14 protein-coding genes are annotated in these 15,644 nt (G+C 71.3%); 12 read left to right on the forward strand and 2 right to left on the reverse strand.

The genetic code is table 11. From position 1 onward, the window contains the following. Positions 1–144 precede the first annotated feature (144 nt). The 6 genes from ftsZ to ACFC0Z_RS22690 all read left to right on the forward strand — a co-directional run bounded on the left by ftsZ (position 145) and on the right by ACFC0Z_RS22690 (position 5,124). A complete protein-coding gene (gene ftsZ, locus ACFC0Z_RS22665; protein WP_376440811.1) occupies positions 145–1,356 on the forward strand; it encodes a cell division protein FtsZ in 1,212 nt (403 codons plus the stop codon). After that, entirely contained in the window at positions 1,353–2,117 is a 765-nt protein-coding gene (gene pgeF / locus ACFC0Z_RS22670; RefSeq protein WP_376440813.1) for a peptidoglycan editing factor PgeF, read from the forward strand. The genes ftsZ and pgeF overlap by 4 nt, the downstream gene beginning before the upstream one ends. Further along, positions 2,114–2,833 carry a YggS family pyridoxal phosphate-dependent enzyme gene (locus ACFC0Z_RS22675; protein ID WP_376440816.1) on the forward strand — a complete coding sequence of 240 codons (720 nt, stop codon included), beginning with the start codon at positions 2,114–2,116 and terminating at the stop codon, positions 2,831–2,833. The genes pgeF and ACFC0Z_RS22675 overlap by 4 nt, the downstream gene beginning before the upstream one ends. Positions 2,834–2,972: 139 nt before the next feature. Further along, positions 2,973–3,593: a cell division protein SepF gene (locus ACFC0Z_RS22680; protein WP_376440819.1), complete on the forward strand. Its 621-nt coding sequence runs from the start codon at positions 2,973–2,975 to the stop codon at positions 3,591–3,593. Positions 3,594–3,674: 81 nt separating this feature from the next. Further along, a complete protein-coding gene (locus ACFC0Z_RS22685; RefSeq protein ID WP_017238790.1) occupies positions 3,675–3,965 on the forward strand; it encodes a YggT family protein in 291 nt (96 codons plus the stop codon). A 61-nt stretch (positions 3,966–4,026) separates the two neighbouring features. Further along, positions 4,027–5,124, forward strand: coding sequence for a DivIVA domain-containing protein (locus ACFC0Z_RS22690; protein ID WP_376440822.1), 1,098 nt, complete (start codon positions 4,027–4,029; stop codon positions 5,122–5,124). 511 nt (positions 5,125–5,635) lie between these two features. On the opposite strand, the gene ileS is transcribed toward ACFC0Z_RS22690, so the two are convergent. Then, the gene (gene ileS, locus ACFC0Z_RS22695; protein WP_376440824.1) at positions 5,636–8,773 is read right to left on the reverse strand and encodes an isoleucine--tRNA ligase; all 3,138 of its coding nucleotides are present in this window, start codon (positions 8,771–8,773) and stop codon (positions 5,636–5,638) included. 569 nt (positions 8,774–9,342) lie between these two features. Here ileS and ACFC0Z_RS22700 point away from each other — a divergent pair. From ACFC0Z_RS22700 to ACFC0Z_RS22725, 6 genes are all read left to right on the forward strand, one after another. Continuing rightward, entirely contained in the window at positions 9,343–10,017 is a 675-nt protein-coding gene (locus tag ACFC0Z_RS22700; RefSeq protein ID WP_376440827.1) for a TraR/DksA family transcriptional regulator, read from the forward strand. 67 nt (positions 10,018–10,084) lie between these two features. Then, positions 10,085–10,717, forward strand: a complete 633-nt coding sequence (gene lspA / locus ACFC0Z_RS22705) for a signal peptidase II (RefSeq protein ID WP_376440830.1) — start codon at positions 10,085–10,087, stop codon at positions 10,715–10,717. A gap of 17 nt (positions 10,718–10,734) precedes the next feature. After that, positions 10,735–11,676 (forward strand): RluA family pseudouridine synthase, encoded by a 942-nt coding sequence (locus ACFC0Z_RS22710; protein WP_376440832.1) that lies wholly within the window; start codon positions 10,735–10,737, stop codon positions 11,674–11,676. Then, positions 11,673–12,143: a GNAT family N-acetyltransferase gene (locus tag ACFC0Z_RS22715; RefSeq protein ID WP_376440835.1), complete on the forward strand. Its 471-nt coding sequence runs from the start codon at positions 11,673–11,675 to the stop codon at positions 12,141–12,143. The genes ACFC0Z_RS22710 and ACFC0Z_RS22715 overlap by 4 nt, the downstream gene beginning before the upstream one ends. Before the next feature lie 87 nt (positions 12,144–12,230). Then, positions 12,231–13,814, forward strand: a complete 1,584-nt coding sequence (locus tag ACFC0Z_RS22720) for a Na+/H+ antiporter (RefSeq protein ID WP_376440837.1) — start codon at positions 12,231–12,233, stop codon at positions 13,812–13,814. A gap of 38 nt (positions 13,815–13,852) precedes the next feature. Beyond that, positions 13,853–14,422: a dienelactone hydrolase family protein gene (locus ACFC0Z_RS22725; protein WP_376440840.1), complete on the forward strand. Its 570-nt coding sequence runs from the start codon at positions 13,853–13,855 to the stop codon at positions 14,420–14,422. Between the two features lie 105 nt (positions 14,423–14,527). On the opposite strand, the gene ACFC0Z_RS22730 is transcribed toward ACFC0Z_RS22725, so the two are convergent. Continuing rightward, positions 14,528–15,496: a zinc metalloprotease gene (locus ACFC0Z_RS22730; RefSeq protein ID WP_376440843.1), complete on the reverse strand. Its 969-nt coding sequence runs from the start codon at positions 15,494–15,496 to the stop codon at positions 14,528–14,530. Between the last annotated feature and the right edge of the window lie 148 nt (positions 15,497–15,644).

The raw sequence follows: 15,644 nt of genomic DNA on the forward strand, positions 1-15,644 counted from the left end.
GCGAACAGAGACACTGGTAACCCTAAACTTCAACGTTAGGGTTTGGGTCGGCACTACGGACCGTCCCAATCGGCATCCGTCGTCGCAGCGCGCACCAACCACCGCGTCGCGGCGACACGTAACTCGAGGCGAGAGGCCTTCGACGTGGCAGCACCGCAGAACTACCTCGCAGTCATCAAGGTCATCGGTGTCGGCGGCGGTGGTGTCAATGCCATCAACCGAATGATCGAGGTGGGCCTCAAGGGCGTCGAGTTCATCGCGATCAACACCGACGCGCAAGCGCTGTTGATGAGCGACGCCGACGTCAAGCTCGACGTCGGCCGCGAACTCACCCGCGGCCTGGGCGCCGGGGCCAACCCGGCCGTCGGTCGCAAGGCGGCAGAGGACCACCGTGAGGAGATCGAGGAGGTCCTCAAGGGGGCCGACATGGTCTTCGTCACCGCCGGCGAAGGCGGCGGCACCGGCACCGGCGGCGCCCCCGTCGTGGCCAACATCGCGCGCTCGCTCGGCGCCCTCACGATCGGCGTGGTCACCCGCCCGTTCACCTTCGAGGGCCGTCGGCGCGCGAACCAGGCGGAGGACGGCATCGCCGAGCTCCGCGAAGAGGTCGACACCCTCATCGTCATCCCCAACGACCGACTGCTCTCGATCTCGGACCGTCAGGTCTCCGTGCTCGACGCGTTCAAGTCGGCCGACCAGGTCCTCCTGAGCGGTGTGCAGGGCATCACCGACCTCATCACCACCCCGGGCCTGATCAACCTCGACTTCGCCGACGTCAAGTCGGTCATGTCCGAGGCCGGCTCCGCCCTCATGGGCATCGGCTCGGCCCGTGGCGACGACCGCGCGGTGGCCGCCGCGGAGATGGCGATCTCCTCGCCGCTCCTGGAGGCCTCCATCGACGGCGCCCGTGGCGTGCTGCTCTCCATCTCCGGCGGCAGCGACCTCGGTCTCTTCGAGATCAACGAGGCCGCGCAGCTGGTCAGCGAGGCGGCCCACCCCGAGGCCAACATCATCTTCGGCGCCGTCATCGACGACGCCCTCGGCGACGAGGTCCGGGTCACGGTCATCGCGGCCGGCTTCGACGGCGGCCAGCCGCCGGCCCGCCGGGACAACATCATCGGCTCGGTCGCGGCCAAGCGCGAGGAGCCGGCCCCGGCCCCCCGCATCGCCGAGACGGCCCGCCCGCTCGGCGGCCTCGGCTCGGTGACCCCCCGCGAGGAGCCGGTCTCCGTCCCGGTCGAGCCGGCCCCGGTCAACGAGGTTCCGCCGGCGCCGGCCCCGCCGGTCGTCCCGCCGGCCCGTCCCTACGCGGACTCCCAGGCCGAGGAGCTGGACGTGCCGGACTTCCTGAAGTGATAGGGCAGTCCTTCCACGCGAACGGCGCGCACTTCGCCTTCACCGACAGGTGGGGCGGGGTGAGCGCCGTTCCGTACGTGGAGCTCAACCTCGGCGGCGCGGTCGGCGACGACCCCGAGGCCGTACGGACCAACCGGGCCCTCGCCGCCGGAGCCCTCGGGCTCGACCCGGCCCGGGTGGTCTGGATGAACCAGGTGCACGGCGCGGACGTCGCCCGGGTCGACGCCCCCTGGAGCGAGCGGAACGACGGGCCGGTCCCGGCGGTCGACGGTCTGGTGACCGCCACCCGCGGACTCGCCCTCGCCGTCCTCACCGCGGACTGCGTCCCGGTCCTGCTCGCCGACCCCGTCGCCGGTGTCGTCTCCGCCGCCCACGCCGGGCGGCCCGGGATGACCGCCGGTGTCGTCCCCGCCGCGGTCGAGGCGATGGTCCGCCTCGGCGCGGACCCCGCCCGGATCGTCGCCCGCACCGGCCCCGCCGTCTGCGGGCGCTGCTACGAGGTGCCCGCGGAGATGCGTGCCGAGGTCGCCGGGACCGAACCCGCCGCCTGGGCCGAGACGAGCTGGGGCACCCCCGCCGTCGACGTCGTCGCCGGGGTGCACGCCCAGCTCGAACGGCTCGGCGTGACGGACCGGCAGGCCAGCACGGTCTGCACCCGGGAATCCGATGACCACTACTCGTACCGCCGCGACCGCACCACCGGGCGACTCGCGGGATATGTCTGGTTGAGCCCGGAAGAGACGACTCAGGAAGAGGCATGACGGACCGCAAGGCAGAACTCGCCGAGAACCTGGACCGGGTGGAGGCGCGGATCGCCGCCGCCTGCGCCGCCGCCGGACGCCCGCGCGAGGAGGTGACCCTCGTCGTGGTCACCAAGACCTACCCCGCGAGCGACGTACGACTGCTCCACGGACTCGGCGTGCGGCACGTCGCCGAGAACCGCGACCAGGACGCCGCCCCCAAGGCGGCCGCGTGCGCGGACCTCGACCTGAAGTGGCACTTCGTGGGCCAGTTGCAGACGAACAAGGTCCGTTCCGTCGTGGGTTATGCCGATGTGGTGCAGTCCGTCGACCGTGTGAAGCTCGTTTCCTCGCTCTCCGCCGCGGCGGAGAAGGAGGGCCGCGAGCTCGGCTGCCTCCTCCAGGTCGCCCTCGACGCCGAGGTCGGCGAGCGGGGTGCCCGCGGCGGCGTGTCCCCGGAGGGGATCGAGGAGTTGGCGGCCGCGGTGGACGCGGCCCCCGCGCTCCGGCTCGACGGCCTCATGACCGTCGCGCCGCTCTCCGGTCCGTACGCCGGACGGCAACGCGCCGCCTTCGACCGGTTGATGGATTTGTCGACTGCCCTGCGCGCGACCCGTCCGGCTGCGAACATGGTCTCGGCAGGGATGAGCGCCGACCTCGAAGAGGCCGTCGCCGCCGGGGCGACACACGTACGCGTCGGTACGGCGGTACTCGGCGTCCGCCCCAAGCTCGGGTAACGTCGCGAAGCAAGTCGGACCACAGCAGAAAATATGGTCATTCCGCAGGAAAGCGGCGTGACTCGTGGATCGCGGGCGCTTGGTGATGCCCCGACATCGGCCGGAAGGGCGATCCACCACAGAGCGGAGGACTCAGAGAATGGCCGGCGCGATGCGCAAGATGGCGGTCTACCTCGGCCTCGTGGAGGACGATGGGTACGACGGCCGGGGCTTCGACCCCGACGACGACTTCGAACCCGAGCTGGAGCCCGAGCCCGAGCGCGAGCGGCGGCACACCCCTCCGCGGCAGGTCGAGCGGGAGGAACCGGTGCGCGTCGCGCAGCCTCCCGCACCCCGGGAACCGATCGCTCATTCTGTCCCGGTACTCGCCGAAAGTGGACGTCCGGCCCGAATTGCCCCCGTGGCATCCATCACACCCGAACGTCCGAGCCTGGAGAAGAACGCACCGGTGATCATGCCCAAGGTCGTGTCCGAGCGGGAGCCCTACCGCATCACCACGCTGCACCCCCGGACCTACAACGAGGCCCGTACCATCGGGGAACACTTCCGTGAGGGCACTCCGGTGATCATGAACCTCACGGAGATGGACGACACGGACGCGAAGCGACTTGTCGACTTTGCCGCCGGACTCGTCTTCGGGCTCCATGGCAGCATTGAGCGCGTGACGCAGAAGGTGTTCCTGTTGTCGCCTGCTAACGTCGATGTCACGGCGGAGGACAAGGCCCGGATCGCAGAGGGCGGATTCTTCAACCAGAGCTGAGAACTACAGAACCGGACGGACCGGCCGCGAAGCGGCCGGAACAAGTGAGAGCACGTAAGCCAGGGGAGAGGGAAACGCGGGATGGGCGTCGCACTACAGGTGGTCTACATCGTGCTGATGTGCTTCCTCGTCCTCCTGATCGTCCGGCTGGTCATGGACTACGTCTTCCAGTTCGCCCGTTCATGGCAACCCGGTAAGGCGATGGTGGTCGTTCTGGAGGCCACCTACACTGTCACCGATCCACCGCTCAAGCTTCTGCGGCGACTCATCCCGCCGCTGCGTCTCGGGGGCGTGGCACTCGACCTGTCCTTCTTCGTTCTGATGATCATCGTCTACATCCTGATCTCCATCGTGAGCAGTTTCGCGAGGTGAGAGTGGACGACGACGATACGGTCTTGCCGACTGCCGACGACTACGTAGAGGTGAAGAAGAGATGCCGTTGACCCCCGAGGACGTGCGGAACAAGCAGTTCACGACCGTCCGCCTTCGAGAAGGCTATGACGAGGACGAGGTCGATGCCTTCCTCGACGAGGTCGAGGCCGAGCTGACCCGCCTGCTCCGCGAGAACGAGGACCTGCGCGCCAAGCTGGCCGCCGCGACGCGTGCCGCCGCGCAGAACCAGCAGCAGGGCATGCGCAAGCCCCCGGAGCCGCAGGATCGTCCCGTCGGTCCCGGCGCTCCCGTGCCCGCCGCCATATCCGGACCGCCGGTCCAGCAGCAGCAGCCGCAGATGGGCCCGCCGCAGCTGCCGTCCGGTGCGCCCGCGCTGCCCCCCGGCCCCATGCAGGGCGGCCCCATGCAGGGCGGCCCCATGGGCCCCGGCCCGATGCAGGGCGGCCCCATGCAGGGCGGTCCGATGGGTCCCGGCCCGATGCAGGGCGGCCCCATGGGTCACCCGCAGCAGCAGCAGATGCAGCCGCAGATGCAGCAGCAGCCGCCGCAGGCGCCGGGTGGCGACAGTGCCGCGCGTGTCCTCTCGCTCGCCCAGCAGACCGCCGACCAGGCGATCGCCGAGGCGCGCTCCGAGGCCAACAAGATCGTCGGCGAGGCGCGTTCGCGCGCCGAGGGCCTGGAGCGGGACGCCCGCGCCAAGGCGGACGCTCTTGAGCGGGACGCGCAGGAGAAGCACCGCGTCGCGATGGGCTCCCTGGAGTCCGCTCGCGCGACGCTGGAGCGCAAGGTCGAGGACCTGCGCGGCTTCGAGCGCGAGTACCGTACGCGCCTGAAGTCGTACCTGGAGTCCCAGCTGCGTCAGCTGGAGACCCAGGCCGACGACTCGCTGGCTCCGCCGCGGACCCCCGCGACGGCGTCCCTGCCGCCGGCCCCCTCCATGGCCTCGGCGGGCGCGAGCGCCCCGTCCTACGGCGGCGGTGCGCCGTCCATGGGCGGTGCCCCGTCCTACGGCGGTCAGCAGCAGATGTCCCCGGCGATGACCCAGCCCATGGCTCCGGTCCGGCCGCAGGCTCCGCAGCCGATGCAGCAGGCGCCGGCGCCGATGCGTGGGTTCCTGATCGACGAGGACGACAACTGACGCGGCGGGACACGTGCTGAGCACGTAGCCGTCGGCAGGCTACGAAGGGCCGGGCGCCCTGGGTTCACCCCCAGGCCCCGGCCCTTCGCCGTACCCGGGGGCGGGGCGGGCGGGCCGTGGCGGGTCCCGGGTCCGCTGCGCGGGGCCTCTTCCCCACCCCGCCCCTTCCCGAACCGGGGCTCCGCCCCAGACCCCGCGCCTCAAACGCCGGCGGGGCTGGAGTGTCGGGGCTCTGCCCCGGACCCCGCGCCTCAAACGCCGGCGGGGCTGGAGTGTCGGGGCTCTGCCCCGGACCCCGCGCCTCAAGCGCCGACGGGGCTGAAATGCGGCCTGGCGGCCGTGCCCTCAAGCGCCGGGCGGGCTGGGTTTCCGCCCGCCGGGCGGAAACTCCAGCCCCGCCGGCGTTTGAGGCGCGGGGGTCCGGGGGCAGCGCCCCCGGTTTCGGGAAGGGGCGGGGTGGGGGAAAGCCAAAGGCCCGGCCCCCACCGGAGGCCGGGCCTTTCGCTTGGGGTTACGCCTTGCGGAGGCGGAAGGTGAGGGCGAGGCCCTCGTCTTCGAAGGGGGTGCCGTAGGTGGCGTCGGCTTCGCCCTCCGCGTGGTCCGTGGCGAGGACCTCGTCGGCGATGAGCGCCGCGTGCGCCGTCAGGGCCTCCGTGGTCTCCGGGGACGTGGAGGTCCAGCGCAGGGCGATCCGGTCCGCCACGTCCAGGCCGCTGTTCTTGCGGGCCTCCTGGATCAGGCGGATCGCGTCACGGGCGAGGCCGGCCTTGCGGAGTTCGGGGGTGATCTCCAGGTCCAGGGCGACCGTCGCGCCGGAGTCGGAGGCGACCGACCAGCCTTCGCGCGGGGTCTCCGTGATGATGACCTCCTCCGGGGTGACGGTGATCTCTTCGCCGTTCACCGTGAGCGCGGCGGAGCCCGAGCGGAGGGCGACGGAGAGCGCCGCCGCGTCCGCCGCCGCCACGGCCTTGGCCACGTCCTGCACGCCCTTGCCGAAGCGCTTGCCCAGCGCGCGGAAGTTCGCCTTGGCCGTGGTGTCGACCAGGCTGCCGCCGACCTCGGAGAGGGAGGCCAGGGAGGAGACGTTCAGCTCCTCCGTGATCTGGGCCTGGAGGTCGGCGGAGAGGGCGGCAAAGCCCGTCGCCGCCACGAGGGCGCGGGAGAGCGGCTGGCGGGTCTTCACGCCGGACTCCGCGCGCGTCGCCCGGCCGAGCTCCACCAGGCGGCGGACGAGGACCATCTGGGAGGAGAGGGTCGGGTCGATCGCGGAGGTGTCCGCCTCCGGCCAGGTGGCCAGGTGGACCGACTCGGGGGCGTCCGGCGTCACCGGGACCACCAGGTCCTGCCAGACCCGCTCCGTGATGAACGGGGTCAGCGGGGCCATCAGGCGGGTGACGGTCTCGACGACGTCGTGGAGCGTGCGGAGCGCGGCCTTGTCGCCCTGCCAGAAGCGGCGGCGCGAGCGGCGCACGTACCAGTTCGAGAGGTCGTCGACGAAGGCGGAGATCAGCTTGCCGGTGCGCTGGGTGTCGTACGCCTCCATCGCCTCGGTGACCTCGGCGACGAGGGTGTTCAGCTCGGAGAGCAGCCACCTGTCGAGGACGGTGCGGTCGGCCGGGGCCGGGTCCGCGGCCGACGGGGACCAGCCGGACGTACGGGCGTACAGGGCCTGGAAGGCGACGGTGTTCCAGTAGGTGAGGAGCGTCTTGCGGACGACCTCCTGGATCGTGCCGTGGCCGACGCGGCGGGCCGCCCACGGGGAGCCGCCGGCCGCCATGAACCAGCGGACCGCGTCGGCGCCGTGCTGGTCCATCAGGGGGATGGGCTGGAGGATGTTGCCCAGGTGCTTGGACATCTTCCGGCCGTCCTCGGCGAGGATGTGGCCCAGGCAGACCACGTTCTCGTAGGACGACTTGTCGAAGACGAGGGTGCCGACGGCCATCAGCGTGTAGAACCAGCCGCGGGTCTGGTCGATGGCCTCGGAGATGAACTGCGCCGGGTAGCGGGACTCGAACAGTTCCTTGTTCTGGTACGGGTAGCCGTACTGCGCGAACGGCATCGAACCCGAGTCGTACCAGGCGTCGATGACCTCGGGGACGCGGGTGGCCTCCAGCGAGCAGCCCTCGGTCGGGCAGCCGAACGTCACCGCGTCGATGAACGGGCGGTGCGGGTCAAGATCCGACTGGTCGGTGCCGGTCAGCTCGCTCAGCTCCGCGCGCGAGCCCACACAGGTCAGGTGGCCGTCCTCGCAGCGCCAGATCGGCAGCGGGGTGCCCCAGTAGCGGTTGCGGGAGAGCGCCCAGTCGACGTTGTTCGTCAGCCAGTCGCCGAAGCGGCCGTGCTTGACGGAGTCCGGGAACCAGTTGGTCTTCTCGTTCTCGGCGAGCATGCGGTCCTTGACCGCGGTGGTGCGGATGTACCAGGACGGCTGCGCGTAGTAGAGCAGGGCCGTGTGGCAGCGCCAGCAGTGCGGGTAGCTGTGCTCGTACGCGATGTGGCGGAAGAGCAGGCCGCGCGCGTCCAGGTCGGCGGTGAGCGCCTCGTCGGCCTTCTTGAAGAAGACGCCGCCGACCAGCGGCACGTCCTCCTCGAAGGTGCCGTCGGGGCGGACCGGGTTCACGACCGGCAGGCCGTACGCCTTGCAGACCTTGAGGTCGTCCTCGCCGAAGGCGGGGGACTGGTGGACCAGACCCGTGCCGTCCTCGGTCGTCACGTACTCGGCGTTGACGACGTAGTGCGCCTCGGCCGGGAACTCGATCAGCTCGAACGGGCGCTGGTAGGTCCAGCGCTCCATCTCGGCGCCGGTGAAGGACTCGCCGGTGGTGACCCAGCCCTCGCCGAGGGCCTTCTCCAGGAGCGGCTCGGCGACGACGACGCGCTCGTCGCCGTCGGTGGCGACCACGTAGGTCACCTCGGGGTGGGCGGCGACGGCCGTGTTGGACACGAGGGTCCACGGGGTCGTCGTCCAGACGAGGAGCGCCGCCTTGCCCGCGAGCGGGCCGGAGGTCAGCGGGAAGCGGACGTAGACGGAGGGGTCGACGACCGTCTCGTAGCCCTGAGCCAGCTCGTGGTCCGAGAGGCCGGTGCCGCAGCGGGGGCACCAGGGGGCGACGCGGTGGTCCTGGACGAGCAGGTCCTTGTCGAAGATCTGCTTGAGGGACCACCAGACGGACTCGATGTACGCGGGGTCCATCGTGCGGTACGCGTCGTCCAGGTCGACCCAGTAGCCCATACGGGTCGTGAGCTCGGCGAACGCGTCGGTGTGGCGGGTCACGGACTCGCGGCACTTCGCGTTGAACTCCGCGATGCCGTAGTCCTCGATGTCCTTCTTGCCGGAGAAGCCGAGCTCCTTCTCGACGGCGAGCTCGACCGGGAGGCCGTGGCAGTCCCAGCCGGCCTTGCGGGCCACGTGGTAGCCGCGCATGGTCCGGAAGCGGGGGAAGACGTCCTTGAAAACGCGGGCCTCGATGTGGTGGGCGCCGGGCATGCCGTTGGCGGTCGGCGGGCCCTCGTAGAACACCCATTCGGGGCGTCCCTCGGACTGCTCAAGGGTCTTCGCGAAGACCTTGTTGTCCTGCCAGAAGTCGAGCACCGCGTGCTCAAGGGCGGGCAGGTCTACCTGGGCGGGTACCGGGCGGTACTGCGACATCGAATCTTCCTCCGGCGGACTGATCCTCGTTCCGTCCGGAGGGACGAGAGCGCTGCTCCCGCGGTACCACCCTCCTTGACCCGGGGCGTGATCGTCCCGAGCCCCCTCATTGGGGCGCGACGCCGGGTCTAGTCACCGTGCTCTCGCACGGCTTTCTTCCGACGGCTCCGGGGTGATGCTTCACATCGGGCTCGCCCCCGGGCTCTCACCGTCCCCGGGTCGCTCATGGCTGCTTGCGACGCTACTCGTCCCCATCCAAGCCTTTCGCTCCGCCCAGTGTACGGGGCCCGGGGCGGCGGGGCCGACCCGGTTTTCCGCGCCCCCTCCCGTGCCTCCGAGGGCCACCCGAATGGCGAGACGGGGCGCGACGGAGTCGCCGTGCGGCCATGTGGGGGAGGGGCGGGGCGGATTACCCGGCGGGGAGCTGGGAACAACGGAGGCAGGCCCGTCCCGTGGGGAGCGGGGGGCGGGTGGGAACGGCGGCGTGCCCCGTTGCCGCGGGCCCTGGGCCGATTTATCGTCCCAGCACGATGCGCGAGCAAGATCACAAAATGTGAAGGGGCCGCGACATGGTGGCGAAGAAGACCGCCGCGAGCGCGAAGAAGTCCGTCGACGGTGTCGACGGCGCCGACCCCGTGGCCGGGAAGAAACCGGCCGCGAAGAAGGCGACGGCCACGAAGAAGTCGACGGCCGCCAAGAAGGCCCCGGCCAAGAAGACGGCCGCCGGGAAGGCGGCCGCCGCCAGGAAGCAGACAGGGCAGACAGGAGCCAGGACGGTGGCAGCGAAGAAGACCGCGGGCGGCGTGACCACGGCGGAGGACGAGGCCGCGGTGCCCTCGGCCCGTACCGGCGAGCTCGCGGTCCGTCCCGGCGAGGACCCCTGGACGCCGGAGGAGGTCGAGGAGGCCCGCACCGAGCTCCAGGCGGAGGTCCTGCGGCTGCGCAGCGAGCTCGTCCACTCGCAGGAGGAGCTCACGGGCCTCATGCGGGACTCGGGCGACGGCGCCGGCGACGACCAGGCGGACACCGGGACCAAGAACATCACCCGCGAGCACGAGCTCGCCCTCGCCGCCAACGCGCGCGAGATGCTGGAGCAGAGCGAGCACGCCCTGGAACGCCTCGACGCGGGCACGTACGGCCTCTGCGAGGTCTGCGGCAAGCCCATCGGCAAGGCCCGCATGCAGGCCTTCCCCCGGGCCACCCTCTGCGTCGAGGACAAGCAGCGCCAGGAGCGACGCGGCTGACGCCGGTCCATGCCCGTGTCGTACCCTCGGGGCACGGTCAGGCATCGAGGTCGAGGGACTCACTCACGTGGCAGAGGCGGAGCGCATCATCGGTACGCCGGAATCAGCAGGGGCCGAGGAGTCGGCCGCCTCCGCGGACGACACGGCCGCTCCCCAGGAGCGGCCCGAGGAGACGCCTGCGGAGACGCCCGAGGAGACGCCCGAGCGGCCCCGCGGCAAGCGCAGGGTTCTCGCGCTGATCATCGTGGCCGTGGTCGCCTACCTCCTCGACCTCGGCAGCAAGATGCTGGTCGTCGCCAAGCTGGAGGGGCGCGAGGCGATCCCGATCCTCGGCGATCTGCTGCGCCTCGACGCGATCCGCAATCCCGGCGCCGCCTTCGGCATGGGCGAGGCCTTCACGATCGTCTTCACCTGCATCGCCGCCGCCGTCATCATCGTCATCTTCCGGCTCGCCCGGAAGCTCTACAGCCTGCCCTGGGCCATCGCCCTGGGCCTGCTGCTCGGCGGGGCGCTCGGCAACCTCACGGACCGGATCTTCCGCTCGCCCGGCGTCTTCGAGGGCGCGGTCGTCGACTTCATCGCCCCCGCGCACTTCGCCGTCTTCAACCTCGCCGACTCGGCGATCGTCTGCGGCGGCATCCTGATCGTCATCCTGTCGTTCCGGGGCGTGGACCCGGACGGAACCATCCACAAGGACTGACAAGGCATACTCGACGGGTGAGTACGAGTCCCGAGATCCGCACCCTGCCCGTTCCCGATGGCCTGGAGGGCGAGCGCGTCGACGCCGCCATCGCCCGTATGTTCGGGTTCTCCCGTACGAAGGCGGCCGAGCTGGCCGCCGCCGGGAAGGTCCAGGTCGACGGCGCCGTCGTCGGCAAGTCCGAGCGGGTCAGCGGCGGCGCGTGGCTCGAGGTCGAGATGCCGGGCGCGGCCGCGCCGGTGCAGATCGTCGCCGAGCCCGTCGAGGGCATGGAGATCGTCCACGACGACGACGACATCGTCGTGATCATGAAGCCGGTCGGCGTCGCCGCGCACCCCAGCCCCGGCTGGACCGGCACCACCGTCATCGGCGGCCTCGCCGCCGCCGGGTACCGCATCTCCACCTCCGGCGCCGCCGAGCGCCAGGGCATCGTGCACCGCCTCGACGTCGGCACCTCCGGTCTCATGGTCGTCGCCAAGTCCGAGTACGCGTACACCTCGCTCAAGCGCCAGTTCAAGGAGCGCACGGTCGACAAGCGCTACAACGCGCTGGTCCAGGGCCACCCGGACCCGATGAGCGGCACCATCGACGCCCCCATCGGCCGGCACCCGAACCACGACTACAAGTGGGCCGTCACCGCCGAGGGCAAGCCCTCCGTGACGCACTACGACCTCATCGAGGCGTACCGTTCCGCCTCGCTGCTCGACATCAAGCTGGAGACGGGCCGCACGCACCAGATCCGCGTGCACATGTCCGCCCACCGTCACCCCTGCGTCGGCGACCTCACGTACGGGGCCGACCCCACGCTCGCCAAGCGCCTCGGCCTGACCCGGCAGTGGCTGCACGCCGTCCGGCTCGGCTTCGAGCACCCGGGCGACGGCTCGTGGGTCGAGTTCTCCAGCACGTACCCCGAGGACCTCCAGACGGCCCTGGACCGGATCGCCTCGGAGAGCCGGTGACCACCGCCGCGTACACCGTCCGCCAGGCCGCCGGCGAGGACGACCGCGAGGCGTGCTTCGCGGTCCGCCGTGACGTGTTCGTCCTGGAGCAGGGCGTTCCGCGGGAGCTGGAGTACGACACGTACGACGCGACCGCCGTCCACGTCCTCGCCCTCCGCGAGGACGGGCTGCCGCTCGGCACCGGACGCCTGCTGTACGGGGACGACGCCCTCGGCAAGACCGGCGGCGACGCCACGGTCGGCTCGCTCGGCCGGCTCGCCGTCGCCGAGGCGGCCCGCGGGCTCGGCGTCGGCGCGGCGCTCGTGAGGGCCGTCGAGGACGCGGCGCGCGAGCGCGGTCTCGCCGCCGTCGACCTGCACGCGCAGACGCACGCGCTCGGGTTCTACGAGCGGCTCGGGTACGTGGCGTACGGCCCCGAGTTCCCGGACGCGGGCATTCCGCACCGGGCGATGCGCAAGCCCCTGTAGGGGTGCCTCGGTCCGCTCCGGGCGGCACGTTCCCGACGCGGTCGGGGCGATAGTAGTCAAAACGGACGTACGTGGCAGGGTAGGGCCGTGGATCAATTGGCCCTGCTCTTCCTGCTGCTCCTCGGTGCCCTGCTCACCGTCCCGCTCGGCGACCGGCTCGGACTGCCCGCGCCCGTCCTGATGACCCTCTTCGGGGTCGTCCTGGCGTTCCTGCCCTTCGTGCCGGACGTCGAGATCCCGCCGGAGCTGATCCTTCCGCTGGTCCTCCCGCCGCTCCTGTACGCCTCCGTGCAGCGCACCTCCTGGCGGCAGTTCGCCGCCAACAAGCGGCCCATCTTCCTGCTCGCGGTCGCCCTCGTCTTCGTCACCACGGCCGCCGTCGGCGCCGTCGCGAACGCGCTCGTCCCCGGCCTCCCGCTCGCCGCCGCCCTCGCGCTCGGCGCGCTCGTCGCCCCGCCCGACCCGGTCGCGGCCACGGCCGTCGCCGGTCAGCTCGGCCTGCCGCGCCGGATGGTCTCGATCCTGGAGGGCGAGGGGCTCTTCAACGACGTCACCGCGATCGTGCTCTACCACGTGGCCATCGCCGCGACCGTCAGCGGCACCTTCTCCTGGCCGGAGGCGGTCGGCGAGCTCGTGCTCTCCGCCGTGGTCGCCGTCATCGTCGGCCTGGGGCTCGGCTGGCTCTCCAACAAGCTCATCGGCCTGCTCGGGGACGTCACCCTCCAGACCGGGCTCACCCTCCTCGTGCCCTTCGTGAGCTACGTCCTCGCCGAGGAGCTGCACGGCTCGGGCGTCCTCGCCGTCCTGGTCACCGCGCTCTTCCTCGCCGAGCACGCCGTCGACGCCGACGACGTCATGGGCCGGCTCGCCGGACAGACCTTCTGGCAGATCGTCGACACCCTCGTCACCGGCATCGCCTTCGGCCTCATCGGCCTGGAGGTCATCCACGTCTTCGGCGTCGCCGAGGGCCGCGGCTGGGAGATGGTCGGCTGGGGCGCGGCCGTCGTCGCGGTGGTCGTCGGCGTACGGCTCCTGTGGCTGCTCCCCGCCACCTGGATCGCGAAGCGGATGCACCCGCAGCACGCCGAGGAGGAGATCCCGATGAGCTGGCGGGAGACCGTGATCATGTGGTGGGCGGGGATGCGCGGAGTGGCCTCGGTGGCGCTCGCCCTGGCCATCCCGTTCACGACCGAGGACGGCTCGCCCTTCCCGGGCCGCGACGAGATCGTCTTCATCGCCTTCTGCGTGATCGTCGCCACCCTCGTCTTCCAGGGCCTCACCCTGCCCTGGCTGGTCAAGCGGCTCGGCGTACGGGCCGACAGCGAGGCCGAGCGGGCCCTCGAACGCGAGCTCGCGATCCGGGCGGCCAAGGCCGCCAAGCGCAGGCTCAAGGAGATCCAGGAGGTCGAGGAGCTCCCCGAGGAGGTCCAGGAGCGGCTGATGCGGGGCGCGTACGACATCGGGGCCCGGATCAGCACCGACATGGTCGACGAGGAGCGGAAGGCCGCCTTCGCCGAACGGGCCGACCGGCTCAAGGCCGTCCACCGGATCCAGCGGGAGCTGATGTCGGCCGCCCGGCACGAGATCCTCGCCGCGCGCAGCGAACCGGGCGCCGACCCGGAGGTCGTGGACCGGGTGCTGCGCCAGCTGGACGTGCGCAGCATGCGCTGAGCGCGGCCCGGGCCCGGCCGGATGGGAGGATGGGGGGCATGGACATCATGCTCTTCCACTCGGCCTACGGGCTGACCCCTTCCGTCGAGGCCGCCGCCGAGCGGCTCCGCGCCGCGGGCCACCAGGTCTGGACGCCGGACCTCTACGGGGGGAAGACGGTCGGCACCGTCGAGGAGGGCGTGGCGCTCCGGGACCAGATCGGCAAGGACGAGCTGCTCAAGCGGGCGGTCCTGGCCGCCGCCCCCTACTCCGAGCGCGGGCTGGTCTACATGGGCCTCTCGCTCGGCGCCTCGATCGCGCAGACCCTGGCGCTCGGCGACGAGAAGGCGCGCGGGCTGCTGCTCTTCCACGGCACCTCGGACCTGGCCGAGTCGGCCTCGGTCGACGAGCTTCCCGTACAGCTGCACGTTGCGGAGCCCGACCCGTTCGAGACGGACGACTGGCTGTCGTCCTGGTACCTCCAGATGCGCAGGGCCGGGGCCGAGGTGGAGATCCACCGCTACCGGGGCGCGGGCCACGTCTACACGGACGCGGAGCTGCCGGACTACGACGCGGAGGCGGCCGAGCGGACCTGGTCGGTGGCGCTGGCCTTCCTGGACGAGCTGTAGGACCCGTCCGGCGGGAACGCGGGAACGGGGTGTGGCCCCCGGGGAGTTCCCCGGGGGCCACACTCGCGTCTGGAACCGTGTCCGGAGCCGTGTCCGGATGCCGCGTCAGGCGCGGTAGGCGGTCCAGTAGTCGTTCATCCGGGTCACCTGACCGGCGGTGAACTGGTACATGCACGCGTCGTACGTGTAGTCCATGAAGTTGTGGATCGGGTCCACACCGGCCTTGTTGGTGCAGGTGTCACGGCCGGTCGGGCACTCGTAGGCCGCGCTCTTCTCGGCCGGGGTGTCGGCGACGCCGTCCCCCGAGCCGCTGCAGCCGCCCTGGAAGGTGTGGTAGAGGCCCATCCAGTGGCCGACCTCGTGGGTCGCGGTGTCGCCCTCGTTGTAGTTGGCCGCCGAGCCGCCCGGGAGGGAGGCGTCGAGGACGACGACGCCGTCCATGGACGGGTTCGAGGCGTACGAGGACGGGAAGGTCGCCCAGCCGAGCAGGCCGCCGCCGAGGTTGGCGGTGTAGAAGTTCAGCGCGCCGGCGCCGCCCTTGCGGAGGGTCTGCTTCATCTGCTTCTCGGCGGTGGAGCCGGAGGACAGGTTGTACCAGGTGGCGTTGTCCGTGTAGTCGGTTCCGGCCAGCGTGAACTGGAAGTTGGAGTTCACGTTGCCCGTCCCCTGGCCGGCGTAGGCCGCGTTGAGGACGTTCATCTGGTTGTTGATCTGGGTGGCGGTGAGCTTGCCCGTCGTGCCCGAGTGGACGACGTGGAAGTAGACGGGGATGTTCACCACGGCGGCCGCGGCGGTGGCGCCGGAGAGGCGCTGCTCGGCGCGGGCGGCGGCGATCTTCTTCTTGAAGTCGTCGTCCATGGCCTTGGCCTGGGTGGCGGAGACCTCGTTGGGCTCGGCCTTGTGGGTGTCCGCGCCGCGCGCCTTGCGGGCGCCGGAGAGAGCGGTGGTGCCGTCCGCGCACTCCTCGGCGGAGGCGCCGGCGAGGGTGGCCGCGCCGGTGGCGACGGGGGCGGACAGGGGGGCCAGGGCCAGGGTTCCGGCCATGACGGCGGTGCCGATCATACGACGTGACATGCGGGGGGATATACGGACAAGAGCACGCATGGTGACTCCTCGCGGGGGGTGTCGGAGAGGAACTTCCTCGCCAATGCGGGGAGATTACGCGTCCATGTCAGATGCCGGAGAGGAGTGATCAAGCCCAATCATTCGTGGGGCAATTCGG

This window comes from Streptomyces sp. NPDC056144 (genome assembly GCF_042264145.1).
In the GTDB taxonomy this organism is placed as follows: Bacteria; Actinomycetota; Actinomycetes; order Streptomycetales; family Streptomycetaceae; genus Streptomyces.

What these genes read in the sequence shown, in the direction of transcription:
- ACFC0Z_RS22675 (WP_376440816.1), top strand. Translation starts at nt 2,114, where the DNA reads ATGACGGACCGCAAGGCAGAACTCGCCGAGAACCTGGACCGGGTGGAG.
- ACFC0Z_RS22680 (WP_376440819.1), top strand. Translation starts at nt 2,973, where the DNA reads ATGGCCGGCGCGATGCGCAAGATGGCGGTCTACCTCGGCCTCGTGGAG.
- ACFC0Z_RS22685 (WP_017238790.1), top strand. Translation starts at nt 3,675, where the DNA reads ATGGGCGTCGCACTACAGGTGGTCTACATCGTGCTGATGTGCTTCCTC.
- ACFC0Z_RS22690 (WP_376440822.1), top strand. Translation starts at nt 4,027, where the DNA reads ATGCCGTTGACCCCCGAGGACGTGCGGAACAAGCAGTTCACGACCGTC.
- ileS (WP_376440824.1), bottom strand. Translation starts at nt 8,773, where the DNA reads ATGTCGCAGTACCGCCCGGTACCCGCCCAGGTAGACCTGCCCGCCCTT.
- ACFC0Z_RS22700 (WP_376440827.1), top strand. Translation starts at nt 9,343, where the DNA reads ATGGTGGCGAAGAAGACCGCCGCGAGCGCGAAGAAGTCCGTCGACGGT.
- ACFC0Z_RS22725 (WP_376440840.1), top strand. Translation starts at nt 13,853, where the DNA reads ATGGACATCATGCTCTTCCACTCGGCCTACGGGCTGACCCCTTCCGTC.
- ACFC0Z_RS22730 (WP_376440843.1), bottom strand. Translation starts at nt 15,496, where the DNA reads ATGTCACGTCGTATGATCGGCACCGCCGTCATGGCCGGAACCCTGGCC.